This window comes from Paraburkholderia sp. UYCP14C (assembly GCF_004197395.1).
GTDB lineage: Bacteria > Pseudomonadota > Gammaproteobacteria > Burkholderiales > Burkholderiaceae > Paraburkholderia.
Map to the genome: position 1 here is coordinate 45,053 of NZ_SELS01000021.1, position 20,946 is coordinate 65,998.

The following is a 20,946-nucleotide window of genomic DNA, read 5'->3' on the forward strand; positions in this document are numbered from 1 at the left end:
CTTTCTCCTCGATATCATCCGTCGTCGGCGTCGTCCGTGAGATCGCGATTTTGCTGAAACGCGTCGACGACGTCGGCCACCGAGCGGCGCCGGCCGATGTGGCCGACACGGGTTTCGAGCCCCTCGGCGCGCAGCATGTCGCGCACGTCCGCATGCGCGCCGACGACCTTCATCGCGGTGCCCGCGGCCTCGAGCGCGCCGTGCATCGCTTCGAGCATGCGCGCCCCCGCCAGATCGACGACCGGCGACGCGGACAGATCGCAGATCACCAGCCGGACCGGCTCGGGTGCCGCGTGGATCATGCGCCAGATCGTCTCGCGCACGTGCTCCACGTTGAAGTACAGCAGCGACGCCTCGACACGCACCGCCAGCACATGCGCAATCGTCTCGTTCTCGGCATGACGTTCGAGATCGGAGAAATAGCGCGTGCCGGGAATCCGCCCGAGCCTCGCGACATGCGGATGCGCGGCGCGGTGGATGAGCAGCAGCATCGACACCAGCACCGCGACGATCACACCCTTCAGGATGCCCAACAACAGCACCGCGGCGAACGCCACCATCGAAATCGCGAATTCGAAGCGGCTCACGCGCCACACATGACGCAATTCGCCGATATCCACGAGGCCCTTCACGGCCACGAGCACGATCGCCGCCAGCACGACGTTGGGCAGATTCGCCAGTAGTCCGGTGAGGAACATCAGGCAGAAGCCGATCGCGAGCGACGCGAATACCAGCGCAAGCGCGCTTTTCGCGCCGGCCTTGTCGTTCACCGACGATTGCGACAGCCCGCCCGCGACCGGAAAGGCCTGGAACAATCCGGCGGCCAGATTCGCCGCGCCGAGCCCGAGCAATTCCTGGCGGGCGTCGATCTCGTAGCCATGCGCCTGCGCGAGCGCGCGCGCGGCCGACACGCTCTCGACATAGGCGAGCAACAGGCACGCGAACGCGAGCGGAACGATGCCGTCGACATCGCGCAGCCGCAGCCCCGGCAGACGGAATTCAGGCAAGCCCTGAGGCAGCGCGCCTACCAGCGTGAAGCCGCGGCTCGCCAGCGGCGTGACCGACAACACGACGATCGACGCAGCGACGACGCCGAGCGCCACCGGACGCCCCGGCAGAAACTTTTCGCCGAGCAGCAGCAACGCGATGCAAACGAGGCCGAAAGCGAGCACGCTGACGTTGGTGAGCGGAAGCTGCCCCCACAGCACGGCGATCCGTTCGAAGAAAAATTCGCCGCCGCCTTTCACGCCGAACAGCTTCGGCAACTGCGTCATCGCGATCGTCAGCGCGGCGCCCGCCTTGAAGCCGAGCAGGATCGTCTCGCTGATGAAGCTGACGAGCGAACTCAGGCGCAGCAGCCAGCCGATCACACACATGCAGGCGATCAGCACGGACGTGAGCGCCGCGATCGAAGCCCAGCGCGCCGGGTCGCCGCCGGCCATCGTCGCAACCGTGACGCCCACCAGCATCGAGATCGCCGAGGTCGGGCCGATCGCGAGCTGGCGCGACGAACCGAACAGCGCGTAACAGAGGCCGCCGACCAGATAGCCGTAGATGCCGTATTGCGGCGGCAAGCCGGCGAGCGACGCATAGGCGAGCGATACCGGAATGCCATAGGCCGCGAGCGTCACACCGGCGACCGCGTCCTTCGCGAGCCAGCGAGGCTGATAGCTTCGCAGCCACTGCGCGGGAGGAAACGCGGCACGCCATCCGCGCGCGGGCGGCGCGGACGACTCGAGGCCGGTGACGCTGGGTGGATTGTTCAACATAGCGCCTCGCGTGCGGAAGCGGACCTGACGGAAGCACGGGCGCGCCGTGCGGCGATGGCCTCAGCCGACCCGGAGCGGCTCAGGGCGAATCCTTGACGCGCTGCCACGTGTGATCCGGATCGAACTCGGTCACAAGCGGCGCGTGCGGGCCACGGTCCTTCTGGTAGATCACGCCGTTGTTGCTGACCACAAAGGTCATCACGCCGCTCTTGCCGTACTGCGCCGGGTAAGCGACCATCGCGAAGCCCGCGATCATGTGGCCGTTGATCACGTAGCTGAACGCGCCGCCAGGCGCGCTCTTGCCCTGCCGCGTCAGAATGTGAAACTGGTAGCCCCGGTAGGGATCGCCCACCGCGTGGCCTTTCAGATATTCGGAGCTGGCGGCGACGAGCGGGCCGAACGGACTCTCTTCTTCGCCGCTGCCTTCGTCGGTGGGCCAATAGAGGCCGTCCTGCTTGCCCGGCGTGCTGGCCAGCTTCTGTGCGTATTCGTGCAGGCCGTCGTGGTTGCGGTCGCGCGATGCGTATTGACGCTGCGCGTCGATGTAAGCACTCAGCACCTTGATCGCTTCGAGTTCGTTGGAGCCGATCCGTCGATTGATCAGTTCATCTTCGCCCTCTTCGGTGGCGAATCGCCAGCTGCCGTCCTGTTTGACGATCGGTATCGGCATCGGCCACGCCTCGTCGCCGACCAGCAGAATCCGCCGGTTCGGTCCCCTGTCGTCGAGCACGTGATAGGCCTCGAGCTCGCTGCTCGCCTTCGCCCAGTTCGCCTCGTTCTCCGCCTGATCCGGCGATACCACGAGGCTCTTGTGTTTTTCGCCGAAGATGGCGATGAGCGACGCTTCGTCGTCGGTCTTCAGTGCGCTGGACAGCGCGGCGACCGCGTCTTCCGGGGTGGCGAAGGTGCGCTGCCCTTCGGCGAGCGCGGCCAACGGAACCGACAGCGCGAGCACCATCGCGCACAGCCGGCGCGCCGTGGCCACACGTCGCCGCGAATCGTCGCGTGCGCGCTTTCCGGGGATGCTCTGCCCGCTCATGGCTGCTCCTTATCGCCGTCCGCCGCCGCGGCCGCCACCGCCGGCCCGCGGCGAGAATCCGCCACCGCCGCCGCCACGTCCGCCACCGCCGGAGAATCCGCCGCCGCCCCCGCCGGAGAATCCACTGCTACGCGCCGATTGGCGGCTTGCCGCGCCGCGCGCGCTGTCGGCTTGCGCGGTGCGCGCCGAGCCGTAGCCGCTGAACGCATTGCCGCCGCCCGAAGGCGCCGCGCGCTGGTTGACGTCGCGGGTGCCCGCCGACGCCGTCGGACGCTGGGACGGCTGCGGCCGCGCCTGGCCGCCGGCGCCGCCACCTGCGAAATTCGCGCCGGCGCCACCGCCCGCGCCGCCCGTGCCTCGACCGCCAAGATTGCCGGCAGCCGCACCGCCGCCCGAGCCTCGACCGCCGAGGTTGCCGGCGGACGCACCGCCGCCCGCGCCGCCCCCCCGCGACGGCGGATCGCCGACCCGTTGCGTACGCGCCGAGCGATCCGAAATACCGCTGACCTGGCCAGGCTTCTTGTCCGGGGTCCAACCGGACGTGCCCCCGCCCTGCCCGCGGCCGCCGCCGCGGTTGATGTCGCCCGTGTTGATGTTGCCGCGCTCGACGTTTCGATCGCCCCGGTTAACGGTTCGATCGCCGCGCTCGACGTTTCTTTCGCGGTTGATGTTGATGTTGTTGTTGCCGCCGCCCCCGTAATGCGTGACATAGTGCCCGCCGCTCCAGGCAGCGGTAATCGCCGCGCCCCAGATCAGCCCCGTCGCGAGCGCGGCGCCGGGTGCGTACGGATAGTAGTAGGCCGGATACGGCGCGGGCGCGTAGGCGTAGGTCACGGGCGCACTGGCCACGACGACGGTCTGCGGGTTGTACTGCGGGACGTAAATCACCTGCGGATCGGCCGGCTGGATCTTGATGATTTCTTTCTCGACGACCACGGTCTGCTTGTCGTCGGATTTCAGATGCCCCGCCGACTGCGTTTGCCGCCGGAAGCGCTGAATCGCTTCGAGCACCGCGCCCTGATCGGTCACGACGGCCTCGCCGAGATTGATGGTCCAGTCCAGATCGGTACTCATCTGCTTGACGATCACGGGGTAATTCAGCAGCGCCTTCACCGGGTCGTGCCACGCGTCGTTGAGCTTGAGCGACTTGTCGTTTTTGTACTGATCGAGAAAGCGGTCGGCCTGCACGATCTCCACGGGATAGGTTGCGGAAGGAAGGATGATCGCGATCAGGTCGTCCGGATACAGCGCGATCGGCCCGACGAGCTTGTCGAGCGTCGCCGCGGGAATGGGGGCGCCGCTTGGCGCGGTGTTCGCCGTGGCGTCTGCCGCTGGCGCCTGGGCCAGCGACACCGCAGTCGAAAACGCGCCGCAGCACGCCAGAAGCGCGGCGCCCAGCACATGGCTGACGCGTCGCGCGCGCCGCGGTCCGTCGCAGAACGTGAGCGTGTGCTTGCGCCTGTCGACCGCCGTTGCAAACGGGATGATGCGTGCCCGAGCACGCGATTCACGGTCCATCGATGGTTCCCCTTGCGCTTCGTCAGCGACCCCGGGCTGCCTGGCGACGCAGCGCTCTAGGGCCATATCTTTGACAGACAGTTATCCGAAGCAACGGAAACGAGGTAAGTCTGCTGCATAAATATAGTTTTGGAAATCGCGGACCAGATTGCAAATACGACCTTGGTCCCATTGCGCGCGACAGGCCCGCGACACCATGATGAAAGCGAACCTGCCATTGCTGCGCGATTACCGCGCGGCAACCGGTCCCACCAGAATTTCCATTCACGGGTGCCGGTTGCGCCCTTCCGCCTGAGCGAACAGGCAGCCGGCGACTCGCACCCGCGTGTGCTCACGCAAGGAGCTGTCGTGAATAAATCGACGAAATATGCCGTTATCGCCGCGTTGACCATGTCGCTATCGCTGGAAGGCATGGCGCAATCGCGGCCGATCGCCTATCCGGCCAAGGGGCAAAGCCCGCAGCAACAGCAGCAGGACGAAGGCGCCTGCTATGCGTGGGCGAAGAACAATACCGGCATCGATCCGACCCAGCTCGCCAATGCCCCGCCCCCGCCTTCCGGACCCGCGGTGGGAGGCGGCGAGCGCGTGCAGGGCGCCGCGCGCGGCGCGGCCGGCGGCGCGGTCATCGGCGCGATTGCGGGCGACGCAGGCAGGGGCGCGGCGATCGGTGCCGCGACCGGCACGGTGGTCGGCGGATCGCGCGCGCGGCAGAACCGGCGCGCGGCCGCGGCCAATTCGCAGGCGCAAACCCAGGGCGCGATGGACACGTTCAATCGTGCGTTCGCCGCATGCATGTCGGGCCGGGGTTACACGGTCCAATGATCTCGCAAGGAGAGCAGCATGTTTAACGGAAAACTGATCGTCGCGGCAGCGCTCGTGTGTGTCGCGAATGCGGGATTCGCCCAGACGGACGCACCGGTCACGGTCAAGAGCGAGCCCGGCAAAGTCACCGCATCGAGCACCGTCAAAAAGACCGCGACGGTCGTCAGCATCGAGCCCGCAACGCGCACCGTCATGCTCAAGGATTCGAAGGGCAAGGTCGTTCAGCTCGTGGTCGGCGAGGAAGCGCGCAACTTCGATCAACTCAAGGTCGGCGACGTGGTCAACGTCGAGTATTCGCAGGCTCTGACCATGATGCTGAAAAAGACCAACGCGCCGCTGACCGCCAACGAAACGGAGACGCTCCAACGCGCGCCGGAGGGTGCGAAACCCGGCGGCTCCGCCTCGCGCCAGGTCACGATCATGGCTAACGTCATCGCGGTCAATCACCAGAGCGGCGTAGTCACGCTGAAAGGCCCGCAAGGCAATACGGTGGATCTGGTCGTGCAGGATCCCGAACAGCTGAAGCGGATCAAAAAAGGCGACCAGATACAAGCGGTCTATACCGAGGCCGTCGCCATCTCCGTGGAGCCGGTCGCCGCCAAATAGCGGGCATGGCTCGGGTCAGATCAGGCGGTGCGCTTGCGCGAGGTCGCTGAGCGGAGGCGTAAAGTCCGCGCGTCGAAACCGCACCGTCGAGAAGCACCGCAGCATTGCATCGGGACTCGCCGGCAAACGCGCAAGGCGAAACTCGATTTCGTGCGCGGGCCGCGTCTCTCCCGGTTCCACGACGACGTTCATCCGGTCGAGCCGGTACGTGTTTCTGCGCACGTAGAAATGCGCGTCCGGCGCCTGCAGGACCCCGCACATCACGTCGAGCTGGCGCTCCAGCGCCTCGGTCCTCAAACCCAGCTTCGCCAGAGCCTGATCGTTCTCTTCGATCTGCGCCTGCAGCTTCGCCACTTCCGCGTAGTTCGACGATGCGTCGCTACCGAGCAGCGAGCGCACCCCCGCCCCTTGCCGTTCGAGAATCGCCAGGCGTGTTTTCAGCAGCGCCTTTTCGCGTTGCAGCTCGTCCTGCCGCGAGGTGTCGGCCTCGATCTTGCCGAGCCCTTCGAGCACCAGCTGATCGACGATCCGCAACCTGATTTCGCGCCGCAACGCGGCTTCCGATTCGCCGCATACGCGCACCTGGTGATCGCTGAAGTTGATGGTCGTCTGCGCGAGGTCGGTATGCGTCGTCTCGCCCTGTTGCCCGACGCCGAACACATTCCGCTCGGCGATCGCCATGCCGAGCACCGCGAACACTTCATCGGCCAGCGGATGGTCGCTGAAGAATGCGTTCAGCGCCTGCGAGCGGTTAAAGGGCGCGCACACATCGTCAGGTGTGGCGAAGAAGGCATGAATATGCGGGTCCGTCGCCCACGCGGCCGCGCTCGCTTCGCGCGCGGGCGGCACCTCATCGGCGAGCCGGTCCAGATAGGCGGTCGTCTGCTGCACGGCGGGTCGCAGGCGCGACGCATAATTGCGCGCGAGCCGCAGCGACGGACAGAGCCCGACGATCCGCTCGACGATTTCCTTCATCTGCTGATCGTCGCCCTCTTCGGCGGCGGTGCGCTTCGTCAGCCAGCGCGACAGCAGACCCACCTCCGGCCCCGGTCGCCCGTCACGATTCGTCGCGCTCCGGCAGCAACTGCGCGACGATCGTGTGGTTCTTCCAGAACAGGTTATGGACGCGGTTTTGCAGTACGCGCAAGCCGTCCGTGCTGACGTCGTCGAAGACGACCACCGCACCGGGGCGCGAACCCGTGCCTTGCACCCGCTGGATCGAGCTGTAGCGCGGGAACCCGTAGCGAATCAGAAACTCGCCGATCTCTTCGTCGGAGACGCTTTCCTCGACGTTTCCAAGAAATAGTTCAGCCATGATGCTTACTCCTATGCCACGATGTTCAATCCGCCGTCGATATACAAGGTGGATCCGGACACCCGCCGTGCATACGGCGTGGCCAGAAACGCACAGGTATAGCCGACGTCCATGATGTCGACGAGTTCGCCGAGCGGCGCGCGCTGCACCGCCTCGTTGAGCAACAGCTCGAAATCCTTCAGGCCCGAAGCGGCGCGGGTCTTCAGCGGCCCGGGCGAAATCGCGTGCACGCGAATGCCCTGCGGTCCCAGCTCGAACGCCAGATAGCGCGCGCAGGCTTCGAGCGCCGCCTTGACGGGACCCATCAGGTTGTAGTTCGTCACGACCTTGTTCGCGCCGTAGTAGCTCATCGTCAGCATGGTGCCGCCGTCTTTCATCAGCGGCGCGGCGAGGCGCGCCATCCGCACGAACGAATGGCACGAGATATCCATCGCGCTCAGGAAGCCTTCGCGCGACGATCGCAGCAAGCCGCCCTGCAGATCCGCTTTCGGCGCCCATGCAACGGCGTGAACGAGAATATCGAGGCGCCCCCACGTCTTCTCGATCCGATCGAACACGGCCTCCATCTCGCCCTCGCCCGTTACGTCGAGCGGCATGAAAATCTCGGCGTCGAGCGCTTTGGCGAGCGGTTCCACGTAAGGAATTGCCTTGTCGTTCGCATAGGTGAGCGCGACGCTCGCGCCGAGTTCGTGAAACGCCTTCGCGCATCCGTAGGCAATCGAATGCTCGTTGGCGACGCCGGTCACGAGGGCCTTCGCTCCTTCCAGAATCAAACGCGGTGGCTCGATCGTCATGGTGAACTCCTCTATGGCGCGACAGCGCGCGTATGGCGGGCGATCATCAGTTCCTCGTCGGTGGGCACGACCCAGACTGGCAGCTTGCTCGAAGCGGTGGTGATCAGCGGCCCGTCGGCCCGGTTGGCCGCCTCGTCGAGTTCGGCCCCGAGCCAGGCTGCGTCGCGCACGATGCGCTCGCGGATCGCCACGGCGTGCTCGCCGATGCCGGCCGTCAGCACCAGCGCGTCGATCCCTTGCATCGCCGCGGCGAGACTGCCGAGCTCGCGCCCGATGCGGTAGGTGTAGACGTCGATGGCAAAGCGCGCGCGCGGGTCGTCGCTGTCGAGCAGCACGCGCATGTCGCCCGAGATGCCCGACATGCCGAGCAGCCCCGAGCCTTTGTAGACGAGGTCCGCGATCTGCTGCGTATCCATCTTCAGTTCTTCGAGCAGATAGAGAATCACGCCCGGGTCGAGGCTGCCGCAACGCGTGCCCATCGGCAGGCCTTCCACCGCCGTGAAGCCCATCGTGCTGGCCACGCTCTTGCCCGCGGCCATCGCGCACATGCTCGCGCCGTTGCCCAGATGCGCGACCACGGTACGTCCCGCCGCCGCGGCCGGCGCGATCTCCGGCAGCACGCTCGCGATGTATTCGTACGAGAGCCCGTGAAAACCGTAGCGCCGCACGCCGTGGTCGGTAATCGACGCGGGCAGCGCATAGGCCTGCGCGGTCTCGGTCTGCGTGCGATGAAAGGTGGTGTCGAAGCACGCGACCTGTGGAAGATCGGGACGCAGCTGCGCGAGAATCCGGATCGGGGCGAGGTTATGCGGCTGATGCAGCGGCGCGAGTGGACTCAGGCTGTCCAGCTGATCGAGCACCTCGGAGTTCACGAGGACGGGGCCGGCAAAGCGCTGCCCGCCGTGCACGACGCGATGCCCGACCGCCTTCAGTTGATTGCCGCTGCCGTGGTCACGCAAAAAGCCGCCCAGATATTCGATTGCGCCCTGATGGCCGAGGCGATGGCCGTCGCCCCATTCGTGCGAGCTGACATTGCCGTCGCGATCTGTCGCGCGAAAACGCGGGTTCGTGTAAAGCGCTTCGATCTGGCCGCGCAGAATGAGCTCGAGTTGCGCGTGTTGCGCGTCGAAGGCTCTGAACTTGAGGCTCGACGAACCTGCGTTCAATACGAGGATCACATCCGCCATGACGTCACCCGCTCACCTTGCCGGCCTCGCGCCGCGCCTTCGCCACCAGCGCGGCGACCGCGCACGACGCGAGACGCGTCGACAGCGAATCCGCGCGGCTCGTCAGAATGATCGGCACGCGCGCGCCGAGCACGATGCCCGCCGCGTCCGCGCCGGCCAGAAACGACAGGCTCTTCGCGAGCATGTTGCCCGCTTCGAGGTCCGGCACCATCAATACGTTGGCGCGGCCGGCGACCCGCGACTCGATCTTCTTGATTCGCATCGCCTCGATGCTGATCGCGTTGTCGAGTGCCAGCGGACCGTCGACCAGCCCGCCGGTGATCTGCCCGCGGTCCACCATCTTGCACAGCGCCGCTGCTTCCACCGTCGATGGAATCTTCGGATTGACGCTCTCGGTCGCGGACAGGATCGCCACGCGGACTTCGTCGAACTTCAGCGCGTGCCCGAGATCGATCGCGTTCTGCAGGATGTCGACCTTCTCTTCGAGCGTCGGCGCGATGTTGATCGCGGCGTCGGTGATGATCAGCGCGTTCTCGTACGCGGGCACGTCCATCACGAAGCAATGGCTGATGCGCCGTTCGGTGCGCAGGCCGGTGTCACGGCGAATCACCTCGGCCATCAGTTCGTCCGTGTGCAGGCTGCCCTTCATCACGGCCTCCGCCTTGCCTTCGCGCACCAGTTGCACGGCTGCTGCCGCGGCGGCATGGCTATGCGGTGCATCGACGATCGTGAAGTCCGAGATATCGATGCCGTGTTCCGCGGCAATCGCTTCGATGCGCGCGCGCGGCCCGACCAGCACCGGCGCGATCAGTCCCATCCCGGCTGCCTCGACCGCGCCCTTCAGCGAACTCTGGTCGCACGGGTGCGCGACCGCGGTCGGCATCGGCTGCAGCGTCTGACAGAATTCGATCAGACGCTGATACTTCGCGTGCTTTTCCATCGGCATATTCCTCTTGTGTACGGCGCGTTGGGTTCGTGACGCGTGGCGCGCCGTGCTTACTTACCGTGCTTACTTACCGTGCTTACCGACGCCGTGCATACGGGCGCCGTGCATACAGGCGCCGTGCATACAGGCGCCGTGCGACCGGTTGCGTCACGCTTGCGCCCGGCCGCGCATCGCGTCACTAGCTCACGTGCGAGTCGGGTCAGGCAAACGCGCGTTGCGCTTGCGGCCAGTGCGCGCACCCAGCACCTCGCGAATGCGTGCGAACGCCTCCTTCTGCGCGGCGTCGGGCGCCGAGTTCAACACACGCTCGTCGACCATCAGCTTGTCGAGCAGTTGCAGAAAGCGCTCGCGGTCCTCGCTGTGCGACAGCAGCTTCGGCAGCGTGGCAATCGCCTCGTCAGGTTCGAAGCTGACGATGATTTCCTGCTCGCCCCGGATGCGCCGCCAGTGATCGGTGCTGATGTCCGGCAGAAACTCCGCGTAGCTTTCGGCGATCTCCTTGCGCAGCTCGTAGCGCGCGAGAGGCAACGAAGTACCTCTTTGCGACAACAGGAAAGCCGCGCGCGCAAGCGCCTCCGTGTAGCCGCCGTCGCCGATCGCCTGCAAGGCCGCGCGCACGAACGGCAGCTCGCGCGGATCGATCGCGCCGGCTTGCGCGGGCGCGCCGTCGGCGGCGGGCTTGCTCAGATAGGTCGCATACAGATTCGCGTACACGCTGAAGAAGCTCGCCTCGGTGGCCGCGTCGCGCATCGCGCGGTAATAGTCGAGCGACGCGCTGATCAATTGCGAGCCATTGTGTTCGAGCTTGCTCCACGGGTTATCCGCGCCGGCCCGCTGGCGATTCTCGCGGACCGACTGCGCGGCCGCCGGCAGCCAGCCAAGCCACGGGTTCATCGCGGACACGGCCCAGCGCTGCCAGCGCAGCGGGTGAAATTGCCGCAGCAGGCGGGCGCTCGTTTCGTTCGACATCGCCTGCACGAACGGCTGCGCGAGCAGTTCATACATGCGCTGATTCACGTTGGACAACGCCGCGACCGCTTCGAACGGCTTCTCGTCGATGCGGCCGAAGCGGTTGATGTGCGCGGAGATCTCTTCGAGCCGCCGCTCATGAAACTCCACTTCGTATTCGATCTCTCCGGCCGCGTTCCTCGCCTCGTTGATGGTCATGCCGTAGAGTCCAGGCGGAAACGTTTCGATGGTCTCGAGCACGGAGACGATCTGCCTGTGCTCCTTCCTGGCGACTTTCCCGGACACGAAAATGCCCAGATGTCCGATGTTTTCGTGCGTCAGACCGACGATCACCTGGCCGCGCGACTTGATCTCCTCGGTGCTGCCGTACAGGTCCGCCACCCAGTTGAACGCCTGTTGAGGCGGCGTGATGTTGTCGCCCATCGACGCGAACAGGATGATCGGCGAGCGGATCTGACGCAGATCGAAAGCCTGGCCGCTGCTGTTCGTCACGCCGCCCGACCACAGCTTGTTGCCGACGAACAGGTTGTGCGTGATCCATTCGATCTCCTCGCGATTCATCAGGTAGTAGCTGCCCCACCAGCGCTCGAATTCCAGAAAGCGTGGCGGCTCGGTGTCGACGTTCGAGAACAGGTGGTAGTACTTGTCCCAGAACGTGTTCGCGGGGTTCAGGTTCTCGAAGTTCTGCACCAGATACGCGCCGTCGAACTTGCCGTTGCCGAGATCCGCCGCGTACGACGCGAGCCACGAGCCGCCCAGCATGCCGCCCGCGTAGCGCATCGGGTTGTCGCCCTCGCCTTCGCTCCAGGCCGCGCTCCAGTACGACATCGGCGCACCGTTGATGACGATCGGGCCGGTTTCGTCCGGGTCGGAACTGGCGAGCATCATCGCCGCCCAGCCGCCCTGGCAATTGCCGATGATCGCGGGCTTCGGACTGTCGGGATGCAGCGCGCGCACCTTGCGCACGAATATCCGCTCGGCGTTGCACACGTCGAGCAGCGTCTGACCGGGCTCGGGGTCGCGAAAGAACACCACGAAGTAGACCGGATAACCCGCGCGCAGCGCGATGCCCGCCTGCGAATCGTCCTTGAAGCCGCCGATGCCGGGGCCATGCCCCGCGCGCGGATCGATGATCAGATACGGGCGCTTGCGCACGTCGACGCCCACCCCTTCGAGCGGACGAAGTTGCAGCAGCGCATAGTTGACCGGCCGCTCGAACGTGCGGCCGTCCAGCACCGTGTCGTAGTCGAAATGCAGCACCGGCGTGGGACCGCTGACGCTGCGTTGGACGAACTCGTTGCCGCGCCGGTACAGCGTGTCCCAGAACAGCAGCGAGCGCTGCGCGGCATCCACCGTGTATTGCCACGCACTGAGCGGATCGAAAGGCGCGGGCATCGCGCTGCTGGTCGGGGCGCCATCGTGATCGGGCTGGAACGTTTCGGCGACCCGTTCGTTCAGATGCCGCTGGGCGATTTGCGTGCGCTTTTGCAGCACGTGGGTGATTTTCGAGGCAATGTCCTGGCTTTGTGACAACAGCGTTTCAGCGTCCATCGGGAGACTCCTGAAAGGTGCGCGTCACGATCGCTGCAGAGGCGCGCGCCGTGCATCGAGTGAATCGTGGAGTTGGCTCCGGCCTATGGCAATCGGACCATGGTCTTATTATGCGCGCGACCCGGCGCAGCGCACGGGTTAGGGCACTGTGCGCGTTGACATGGCGCAAATACGACGCGTCACTGAGGCGGGTTCGCCTGCACCGCGGCGGCGATGTCGCGACTGACCGAGGCGAGCGCGCGATCGTGCGCGGCGATCAGCGGTTCGAAGCCGGGTCCGGACACGGTCTCGCGCGCGACCGAGCGGCCGGTGACGACGCGGCCCTTGCCGGGTGGCGGCCGCACGGCCCACAGCACGTCGACGGTGACGTCGCGCCCCGGCACGGACTCGAAGCGCATCACGTCGATCCGCACGCGCCACATCACGGCCGGATCGCGTACCGCATCGAACACCGAAATCTCCGGCGAGTTCAGCAGCACGCCGAGGTCGGCCGCGATCACGCGGCCGATGTCGCCACCGAGCGGCTGCGCCCAGCGGTCGAATTCGTTGACGGCGACCTCGTTGTCACCGATCCGCGTGACGATCTGCGGCCGGTCCACCACCCCGGGGATCGTGACCGGACCGATTACCGCCGAGATCGGCCGGCTCGCGCCCGTGGCGCTCAGCGACTGATCGGGGCTCAGCGTGTAGAAGTTCGTCGGCGGCGACTTGCAGCCGCCCAGCATTGCGCCCGCGAGCGCGAGCATCAGGCAGGCCGTGAAGCGGGCTGTGGGGCGGGCTATCGGGCGCGGGACCGGCGCATCTGTCATGGCTTCTTGTCCTCCGACTTGCCGCGCACGAGCGATTCCGGATGCTGCTCCAGATAGTCGGCCAGCGTGCGCAGCGAAGCCGCGGTGCGAGTCAATTCACGCAGCGTGTCCTCCGTCGTTTGCTGCAGCGACGAGTCCGGCTGCAGCGCGGCATTCGCGGAATCGAGCGTGGTTTGCGCGGACTGCAGCGTGTCGTGCGCTTTCGGCACGACCTGCGTGTTGAGCTGGTTGAGCATCGCGTTGGTCGTGCGCAGCGTCGAGCGCGCGTCCTTGCCGATATCGTCGAACGGGATGTTGTTGATCTTGGCCATCAGACGCGTGACCGAGTCCTGCAGCGATTGCAGCGCGCGCGGGACCGCGGGCATTTCGGGCGGCGTCTTGCTCCAGTCGATCGACGCCTTCGGCGCGTCGGGGAAATAGTCCAGCGCGAGATACTGCTGGCCGGTCAGCAGATTGCCGCTTCGCAACTGGAAGCGGAAGCCGTGGTCAACGAGGTAGTTCGCGAGACCCCGCGGGTCGTCGGTGAGATGCCCGCCGGCGCCATCTTTCTGATAGCGCGAAGTGAAGCGTTCCGGATAGAGATTGATCTCGACCGGCATGCTGAAGCGGCGGGTGTCCCGGTCGAAGCGCGTGTAGATCGCCGTCACTTCACCGATCTCGAGGCCGCGGAAATCGACCGGCGCGCCAACCGTCAGACCGCGCACCGAATCCGAGAAATTGACCACATATTTGACGACGATGCGGTCCTGCTTCTTCATTGCCTCGGCGCGCGTGGTGTAAAGCTGGAACGAGGCGCCGTTATCGGCGCTCGTCTCTACTTGCGAATCGGGCGGCGATTCGAACGCAATCCCGCCGATGATGATCGAGACGATCGACTGCGTTTCGAGGCGCAAGCCGGTGCTGTCGAACGACATGTCGACACCGCTGGCGTGCCAGAAGCGTGTGTCGGTTTTGACGAACTTGTCGTACGGCGCATTGACGAAGACCTTCACCGTCACGCCGCGGCCGTCGTGGTCCAACTGGAAGGACGCGACCTGGCCCACCTGAATTCTGCGGAAAAACACCGGCGTACCCACGTCGAGCGAGCCGAGTCCCGTGCCGTGCAACGTGTACTCGTGCCCCGGCACGTCGCTCGCGATCACCGGCGGCTCTTCCAGGCCGACGAAACTGCGGCGCGCTTTCGGCGAATTGCCGACGTCGACGTCGATATACGAGCCCGACAGCAGCGTGCCGAGCCCCGACACCGTGCCGCCCGAAATGCGCGGACGCACGACCCAGAAGCGCGTGTTGTCGACGAGCAGGTCCGACACGTCGCGTGTCACTTCGGCCTTGGCCACTACGCGCTTGTGGTCTTGCGTCAGCGACACCGCTTCGACCACGCCGATATCGACGTTCTTGAACTTGAGCTTGGTCTTGCCCGCTTCGAGACCGTCGCCCGTCATGAAACTGATGCTGATCTGCTCGCCGCGCTCCATCACCGCCTTCACCGCCAGCCAGCCGCCGATCAGGACCGCGACGATCGGCACCAGCCAGACCAGTTGCATTCGCCAGCGCGAGCGCGGCACCGGCTCGGCGGCGGGCAGACCGGGATCTTCACTCGGAGTGGACACGTTCCGTCTCCAAAGCGTCCCACATCAGGCGGGGATCGAACGACATCGCGGCGAGCAAGGTCAGCACGACGACCGCACCGAAAGCGATCGACGCCGGCCCGGCCTTGATCGTCGCCAGCGCCTGAAACTGCACGAGCGCGACCAGCATCGTGATCACATAGATATCGAGCATCGACCAGCGCCCGACCAGCTCGATCACGCGATAGATCCGCGTGCGTTGCCCCGGCAGCCATTGCGAATGAAGCTGCGTAGACAACACCAGATATCCGAGACCGAGAATCTTCAGCATCGGCACGGCGATGCTCGCGATGAACACCAGCAGCGCGAGCGGCCATGAGCCCGATACCCACAGATAGACCACGCCGCTCATGATCGTGTCCGTCTGCGAGCCGAACAGCGAGCTCGTGTCCATCACCGGCAGCACGTTCGCCGGAATGTAGAGCACCATCGCGGCGACCAGATACGCCCAGGTTCGCGACAGGCTCGCGGGCTTGCGCTGATGCAACGGCGCCTTGCAGCGCGGACAGACATGCTTGGCGGCGTCGCTGGGCTGCTGGACCAGCAGGCCGCATTCTTCGCACAGCGCGAGCCCGTAGGCGGACGCCGTGATCGCGTTGCGGCGAAACCGGATCGACGGCAATGGCCATGCGCGCGCGCCGCCTTTTTCCGTGATGCGCGACCACACCTCGTGCGGATCGAACGAGGCCGCCGCGGCCGCGAGCAGCAGCATCAGCACGATGAACGACCACAGCGCGGTGCCCGGCACCACCTTCGCGATATGCGCGAGCTTGACGAGCGCGACCAGCAGACCGAGGATCAGCACCTCGGTCATGCCCCACGGCCGCGCGAGCTGAAACAGGCGAAAGCCCTCGGCCGCGCGCCACGGCAGGCGCCCGAAGTGCAGCGGCACCAGCAGCCAGAGCATCGCCAGGGTCTGCAGCACCGGCGTGACGATCGTCGTGAGGCCGACCAGCAGCGCGAGCGGCCACGTGCCGAATTCGTACAGCATGCGCACCGCGCCCACCAGCGTCGTATTCACGACATGGCCGTTCAGCGACAGACCGACGATCGGAAACAGGTTCGAGATCACGATCAGTACCACGGACGCGCACGTGAAGGCGAGTGCGAACTCGGGCCCGTTCGAGCGGCCGCGCCTGAGCTCCGCGTGGCAACGCCGGCAGCGCAACGCATTGCCGGCGGCGGGTGGCGCGCCCAGCTGAAGCAGGTCGCACTCTTCGCACGCGATGAGCTCGTCGTGCGTCATCTCGCCTCCACCGCGGTCGCAGGCGCGCCCGGCGCGGGCGCGTTCTGCGAGACCGGCGCCATCGCCGCCGCCGGCTGCGATGCCGGTGCAGGCACCGTCATTTTTTCCGCCTCGGCCACCCAACCGCCGCCCATCGCCATGTAGAGGTTGACGAGGTTCGTCAGCGTCGCGGCCCGGGTCTGGGTTTGCTGCAGTTCCGCGTTGAACAGGTTGCGCTCGGCATCCAGCACTTCCAGGTAGCTCGTATAGCCGCCCTCGTAGCGCAGCCGCGCGAGCCGCAGATACTTGCGCAGGTAGGCGACCTGATCGTTCTGGATATCCAGTTGCTCGCGTGACTTTTGCACCGAGATCAGCGCGTCGTCGACCTGCTGGAACGCAACTCTTATCGCATTTTCGTAGGCGAACAGCGCCTCCTGCTGACGCGCGTCGGCCTGCTTGTTCTGACCGTAGATGTTGCCGCCCGTAAAGAGCGGCATCGTTGCCGTGCCGGCGAACGCCCATACCCGTGCAGGTCCGGTGAAGAGACTGGAGAACTGCGTACTCACCGAGCCGAACATCCCCGTCAGCGAGATTTGCGGGAAATACAGCGCACGCGCCGCGCCGATCAACGCATTTTGCGCGACCAGATTCTGCTCGGCCTGCAGCAGGTCGGGCCGGCGTTCGAGCAGGTCCGACGGCACGCCCGCAGGCACGGCCGGCGCCGACAGATCCACCAGTGCGCGGCCGCGCAGGATCGGCTCCGGATTGCTGCCGAGCAGCACCGCAATCGCGTCTTCCTGCTGCGCGATCTGCTGCTCGAATTGCGGGATGGTCGCCTTCGTCGCCGCGTAGTCCGACTGGCTCTGGGCGAGTTCCATATCGGAGGTCTGTCCGAACTGCTGGCGCAGCGTGAACACATGCACGGAATCGGCGCGGCTCTCCGTCGTGCTCTTGGCGATTTCGAGCTGCGCGTCGAGACTGCGCAGCGTGATATAGGACGATGCGACCGATGCGACGAGCGTCAGGATCGTCGCGCGGCGGCTCTGTTCGGCCGCATTCGTGTTTGCGCGTGCCGCCTCGGTTTCGCGCCGCACCTGGCCGAACAGGTCGATGGTCCAGAACGCCGAGATATTCGGCTGGAACTCGTTGAAGACCGGCGAGACGCCGGCCGGTATCGGCGTCGGGCCGTTCTGCGATGCGCGCTCACGCGCCGCGCTGAAACCGGCGCTCGCCTGCGGGAACAGTGCCGAACGCGTGCTCACGAACTGGCCCATGAACTCGTCGACACGCGCGGCCGCCTGCTTCACGTTGAGGTTGTTCTCGAGCGCGGTCTTCACCAGGTCGTTCAGCACCGGGTCGTCGAACTGCTCCCACCACGTGGTGTTGGCGACGTCGGCCACATCCGGGTACGCGAACCGGTAGGTTGCTGGCACGTCGACTTTGGGCCGCTCGTAGTTGGGGCCGAGCAGACAGCCGTTCAGCAAGCCGGTGAGCAGGACTGGCGCGGCCACGCGCGCGATGGCGGCGGCTCGCATGTCAGTCGTCCTCATGCCGTGCGGACGGCGTGGTGGTCGGCGAACCAGGGCCGCCGGATGCGGGCGGCGGAGGCGTGCCGCTGCCCGACGCGGGCGTTTGCTTGCCGCCACCCTTGCGCGAGCCAAGCGACTCGATCCGCCAGTAGAACATCGGAATGAAGAACACGGCGATCGCGGTCGCACCCAGCATCCCGCCGATCACACCCGTGCCGATCGAATGGCGGCTGTTCTGCGAGGCGCCCAGCGCGATCGCGAGCGGCACGCAGCCGAGGATGAACGCGAGCGACGTCATCACGATCGGCCGCAGGCGCTCTTCCGCGGCGACCAGCGCCGCGTCGTACGGCGACTTGCCTTGTTCCCGGTTCAGCACCGCGAACTCGAAGATCAGAATCGCGTTCTTCGCGGCGAGCGCGATCAGCATGGTCAGCCCGATCTGGAAGTACACGTCGTTGTTCAGGCCGCGCAGCAGGATCGCGAGCAGCGCGCCGAACAGCGCGAATGGCACCGCCATCAGCACGCCGAACGGCAGCGACCACTTCTCGTATTGCGCGGCGAGAATCAGGAACACCATGACGATCCCGAACCCGAACACGAGGCCGCCGGTCGAGCCCGACTTGATCTCTTCGAATGCCTCGCCGCTCCACCCGACGCCATAGCCCGGCGGCATCTGCGCGGCGAGTTCCTGCAAGGTCGCGATCACCTGGCCCGAGCTATAGCCCGGCGCCGCGTTCGCCGTAATCTTCACCGCCGGGAAGTTGTTGAAGCGCGTGATCAGGTCGGCCCCCGTGACGTACTTGTAAGTCATCACCGCCTTGATCGGCACCATGGCGTTCGAGCGGCTGCGCACGTAGATCTCGTCGAGGTCGGTGGGCGTGAGCCGGTAGCGCGGATCGGCCTGAACGATCACCTGCCAGAGCCGTGCGTCCTTGTTGAACTGCGACACGTAAAGCGAGCCGAACATCGTCTGCATCGCGCTGTACACCTCTTCGACCGGCACGCCGAGCGTCTCCGCCTGGTCGCGGTCGACGTTCACGAGCAACTGCTGCGAGCTCGCGTTGAACGTCGTGGTCACACCGGTGAGTTCGGGGCGCGCCTTCGCCTTGGTCATGAAGTCCTGCACGACTCCCGCGAGCTGCTGGATCGAACCGTCGCCGTGGCTTTCGATCCACATCTCGGTGCCGCCCGTCGTACCCAGGCCCGGAATGGCCGGCGGATTCACCGGTACGACGAGGCCCTCCTGAATCTTCGAGAGCGTCTCGTACGCCTTGATCAGCACCGCGCGCGCGTTTTGCTCCCGGATGTTCGAGAACTTGTACCGTTCGTCGAAACCTTTCAGGCCGACGAAGAATGTGCCCGCGTTATTCTTGTTCTGACTGTCGAGCAGGCTGTAGCCGTTCACGATCGTGATGCTGCTGACCGCTTCCTGTTTCATGAAATAGTCGGTGACCTTGTCGCCCACGTCAGCGGTACGGTCGAGACTCGCCGCGTCGGGCATGATGATCGCGCCAAGCAGATAGCCCTGGTCCTCGGGCGGCAGAAAGGCGCCGGGGATCGATTTGCCCATCATGACCGCGAGCGCGATCACGACACCGAAAACGATGAGCCCCAACACGTAACGCCTGATGATGAACTGGACGGCGCGCCCGTAGCCGGCCGTCATGCGCTCGAACTGACGGTCGAACCACTTGAAGAAACCCTTTTTCTCATGGTGCGTGGGCTTGAGCAGAATCGCGGCAAGCGCCGGAGACAGCGTGAGCGCCACGATGCCCGAGAACACCACGGAGATCGCAATCGTGATCGCGAACTGCTTGTACAACTGCCCGGTGATCCCGCTCAGGAACGCAACCGGCACGAACACGGCGCACATCACGAGCACGATCGCGACGACCGGGCCCGACACCTCGTCCATCGCTCGCTTGGCCGCGTCTTTAGGACTGAGTTTGAAGACGGTCATATTGCGCTCGACGTTCTCGATCACGACGATCGCGTCGTCCACGACGATGCCGATCGCGAGTACCATCCCGAACAAGGTCAGCATGTTGATCGAAAAGCCGAGCGCCGCCATCCCCATCGCCGTGCCGACGATCGACACCGGTACCGCCAGCACCGGAATGATCGTCGCGCGCAGGCTCTGCAGGAACACGAACACGACGATCACCACCAGCACGAGCGCCTCGAAGAACGTATGGATCACGTCGGCGATCGACGCACGCGTGAAATCCGTCGTGTCCAGCGCAATCGAATAGTCGAGCCCTTCAGGAAACGACTTCTTGAGCTCCGCGAGCGTCTGGTGTACCTGCTTCGAGACGTCGAGCGCATTCGCGCCCGGCTGCTGGTAGACCGCGATGATCGTCGCGGGTTTGCCCTGATAGGTGGTGCGGTTCGAATAGCTCTTCTGACCCAGTTCGGCCCGGCCGACGTCTTTCAGGCGGACGATCGCCGCGCCGTTGCTTGCTGCGCGGATGATGATGTTGTCGAAATCGGCGGGCGTCGCGAGCCGCCCGGTGGTCGTCACCGCGAACGACTGCTCGACCGGGTTGCCGGTGGGCGACTGGCCGACGGTGCCGACCGCGAATTGCTCGTTCTGCGCGCGCACGGCGTTCTGCACGTCGCCGGCGGTGATGCTCAGCTGCGCCATGCGATCGGGCTTCAACCAGATCCGCATCGCGTAATCCGGCGTACCGAAGATCGACGACTGGTTCGCGCCCGAAATCCGCTTGATCGTGTCGAGCACGTAGACGTTCGCATAGTTCGCGATATAGGTCGGATCGAAACGCTGGTCCGGCGAGTAGATCGCGATCACCATCATGAATGCGTTCGACTTCTTCTGGACCTGCACGCCCTGCGACTGAACCTGCTGCGGCAATTGCGGCAGCGCGAGGTTCACGCGGTTCTGCACGTCGACCTGGGCCAGCTCCGGATTGGTGCCGATCTGGAAGAACGCATTGAGCGTGTAGTTGCCGGTCGACGAGCCGGACGAATACATGTAGATCATGTTGTCCGCGCCGTTGACCTGCTGCTCGATCGGCGCTGCCACGTTGTTCGACACGACGTCGGCGCTCGCGCCCGGGTAGGTCGCGGAGACCGTGATCTGCGGCGGTGTGACGTCCGGATACTGCGCGATGGGCAGCGAGAACAGTGTCAACGCGCCGCCGAGCGTGATCACGATCGAGATGACGGACGCGAAGATGGGCCGGTCGATGCAGAAACGCGAGATGTTCATCGAGTCGCCC

15 protein-coding genes and 1 pseudogene are annotated in these 20,946 nt (G+C 65.6%); 2 read left to right on the forward strand and 14 right to left on the reverse strand.

From position 1 onward, the window contains the following. Nucleotides 1-14: 14 nt before the first annotated feature. The 3 genes from EVC45_RS20450 to EVC45_RS20460 form a co-directional block, all read right to left on the reverse strand. Nucleotides 15-1,769, reverse strand: coding sequence for a SulP family inorganic anion transporter (locus EVC45_RS20450; RefSeq protein ID WP_248295199.1), 1,755 nt, complete (start codon nucleotides 1,767-1,769; stop codon nucleotides 15-17). A 79-nt stretch (nucleotides 1,770-1,848) separates the two neighbouring features. Continuing rightward, nucleotides 1,849-2,808 carry a DUF2950 domain-containing protein gene (locus EVC45_RS20455; protein ID WP_129960059.1) on the reverse strand — a complete coding sequence of 320 codons (960 nt, stop codon included), beginning with the start codon at nucleotides 2,806-2,808 and terminating at the stop codon, nucleotides 1,849-1,851. A gap of 9 nt (nucleotides 2,809-2,817) precedes the next feature. Continuing rightward, nucleotides 2,818-4,326, reverse strand: a complete 1,509-nt coding sequence (locus EVC45_RS20460; RefSeq protein WP_248295200.1) for a DUF3300 domain-containing protein — start codon at nucleotides 4,324-4,326, stop codon at nucleotides 2,818-2,820. Nucleotides 4,327-4,674: 348 nt separating this feature from the next. Between EVC45_RS20460 and EVC45_RS20465 the strand changes: the two genes are divergently transcribed. Both EVC45_RS20465 and EVC45_RS20470 read left to right on the forward strand, forming a co-directional pair. Next, nucleotides 4,675-5,148: a glycine zipper family protein gene (locus EVC45_RS20465; RefSeq protein ID WP_129960061.1), complete on the forward strand. Its 474-nt coding sequence runs from the start codon at nucleotides 4,675-4,677 to the stop codon at nucleotides 5,146-5,148. 18 nt (nucleotides 5,149-5,166) lie between these two features. Next, entirely contained in the window at nucleotides 5,167-5,754 is a 588-nt protein-coding gene (locus EVC45_RS20470; protein WP_129960062.1) for a hypothetical protein, read from the forward strand. 15 nt (nucleotides 5,755-5,769) lie between these two features. Here the strand turns inward: EVC45_RS20470 and EVC45_RS20475 are convergent, their stop codons facing one another. The 11 genes and pseudogenes from EVC45_RS20475 to EVC45_RS20525 form a co-directional block, all read right to left on the reverse strand. Next, nucleotides 5,770-6,792, reverse strand: a complete 1,023-nt coding sequence (locus EVC45_RS20475; protein WP_129960063.1) for a hypothetical protein — start codon at nucleotides 6,790-6,792, stop codon at nucleotides 5,770-5,772. Between the two features lie 19 nt (nucleotides 6,793-6,811). Further along, the gene (locus EVC45_RS20480) at nucleotides 6,812-7,069 is read right to left on the reverse strand and encodes an RNA-binding protein (protein ID WP_129960064.1); all 258 of its coding nucleotides are present in this window, start codon (nucleotides 7,067-7,069) and stop codon (nucleotides 6,812-6,814) included. An 11-nt stretch (nucleotides 7,070-7,080) separates the two neighbouring features. After that, nucleotides 7,081-7,863, reverse strand: a complete 783-nt coding sequence (gene fabI, locus EVC45_RS20485) for an enoyl-ACP reductase FabI (protein ID WP_129960065.1) — start codon at nucleotides 7,861-7,863, stop codon at nucleotides 7,081-7,083. 11 nt (nucleotides 7,864-7,874) lie between these two features. Continuing rightward, nucleotides 7,875-9,050, reverse strand: a complete 1,176-nt coding sequence (locus EVC45_RS20490; RefSeq protein ID WP_129960066.1) for an acetate/propionate family kinase — start codon at nucleotides 9,048-9,050, stop codon at nucleotides 7,875-7,877. Between the two features lie 4 nt (nucleotides 9,051-9,054). Next, a pseudogene (locus tag EVC45_RS20495) lies at nucleotides 9,055-10,011 on the reverse strand (phosphate acetyltransferase); the annotation flags it as partial. 168 nt (nucleotides 10,012-10,179) lie between these two features. Then, nucleotides 10,180-12,516 carry a DUF3141 domain-containing protein gene (locus EVC45_RS20500; protein ID WP_129960068.1) on the reverse strand — a complete coding sequence of 779 codons (2,337 nt, stop codon included), beginning with the start codon at nucleotides 12,514-12,516 and terminating at the stop codon, nucleotides 10,180-10,182. A 179-nt stretch (nucleotides 12,517-12,695) separates the two neighbouring features. Beyond that, nucleotides 12,696-13,262 (reverse strand): membrane integrity-associated transporter subunit PqiC, encoded by a 567-nt coding sequence (locus EVC45_RS20505; RefSeq protein WP_373683047.1) that lies wholly within the window; start codon nucleotides 13,260-13,262, stop codon nucleotides 12,696-12,698. A gap of 59 nt (nucleotides 13,263-13,321) precedes the next feature. Continuing rightward, entirely contained in the window at nucleotides 13,322-14,935 is a 1,614-nt protein-coding gene (locus EVC45_RS20510) for an intermembrane transport protein PqiB (protein ID WP_129960070.1), read from the reverse strand. After that, nucleotides 14,919-16,199, reverse strand: a complete 1,281-nt coding sequence (locus tag EVC45_RS20515; protein ID WP_129960071.1) for a paraquat-inducible protein A — start codon at nucleotides 16,197-16,199, stop codon at nucleotides 14,919-14,921. The genes EVC45_RS20510 and EVC45_RS20515 overlap by 17 nt, the downstream gene beginning before the upstream one ends. Then, nucleotides 16,196-17,713, reverse strand: coding sequence for an efflux transporter outer membrane subunit (locus EVC45_RS20520; RefSeq protein WP_129960072.1), 1,518 nt, complete (start codon nucleotides 17,711-17,713; stop codon nucleotides 16,196-16,198). The genes EVC45_RS20515 and EVC45_RS20520 overlap by 4 nt, the downstream gene beginning before the upstream one ends. 1 nt (nucleotide 17,714) lies before the next feature. After that, complete coding sequence (locus tag EVC45_RS20525) at nucleotides 17,715-20,936, reverse strand: efflux RND transporter permease subunit (RefSeq protein WP_129960073.1); 3,222 nt, start codon at nucleotides 20,934-20,936, stop codon at nucleotides 17,715-17,717. Nucleotides 20,937-20,946: the final 10 nt, after the last annotated feature.

Bases quoted from the DNA above. Each gene is read 5' to 3' on its own strand.
- EVC45_RS20450 (WP_248295199.1), bottom strand. From the start codon at position 1,769: ATGTTGAACAATCCACCCAGCGTCACCGGCCTCGAGTCGTCCGCGCCG.
- EVC45_RS20455 (WP_129960059.1), bottom strand. From the start codon at position 2,808: ATGAGCGGGCAGAGCATCCCCGGAAAGCGCGCACGCGACGATTCGCGG.
- EVC45_RS20460 (WP_248295200.1), bottom strand. From the start codon at position 4,326: ATGGACCGTGAATCGCGTGCTCGGGCACGCATCATCCCGTTTGCAACG.
- EVC45_RS20470 (WP_129960062.1), top strand. From the start codon at position 5,167: ATGTTTAACGGAAAACTGATCGTCGCGGCAGCGCTCGTGTGTGTCGCG.
- EVC45_RS20480 (WP_129960064.1), bottom strand. From the start codon at position 7,069: ATGGCTGAACTATTTCTTGGAAACGTCGAGGAAAGCGTCTCCGACGAA.
- fabI (WP_129960065.1), bottom strand. From the start codon at position 7,863: ATGACGATCGAGCCACCGCGTTTGATTCTGGAAGGAGCGAAGGCCCTC.
- EVC45_RS20490 (WP_129960066.1), bottom strand. From the start codon at position 9,050: ATGGCGGATGTGATCCTCGTATTGAACGCAGGTTCGTCGAGCCTCAAG.
- EVC45_RS20500 (WP_129960068.1), bottom strand. From the start codon at position 12,516: ATGGACGCTGAAACGCTGTTGTCACAAAGCCAGGACATTGCCTCGAAA.
- EVC45_RS20505 (WP_373683047.1), bottom strand. From the start codon at position 13,262: ATGCTCGCGCTCGCGGGCGCAATGCTGGGCGGCTGCAAGTCGCCGCCG.
- EVC45_RS20515 (WP_129960071.1), bottom strand. From the start codon at position 16,199: ATGACGCACGACGAGCTCATCGCGTGCGAAGAGTGCGACCTGCTTCAG.
- EVC45_RS20520 (WP_129960072.1), bottom strand. From the start codon at position 17,713: ATGCGAGCCGCCGCCATCGCGCGCGTGGCCGCGCCAGTCCTGCTCACC.
- EVC45_RS20525 (WP_129960073.1), bottom strand. From the start codon at position 20,936: ATGAACATCTCGCGTTTCTGCATCGACCGGCCCATCTTCGCGTCCGTC.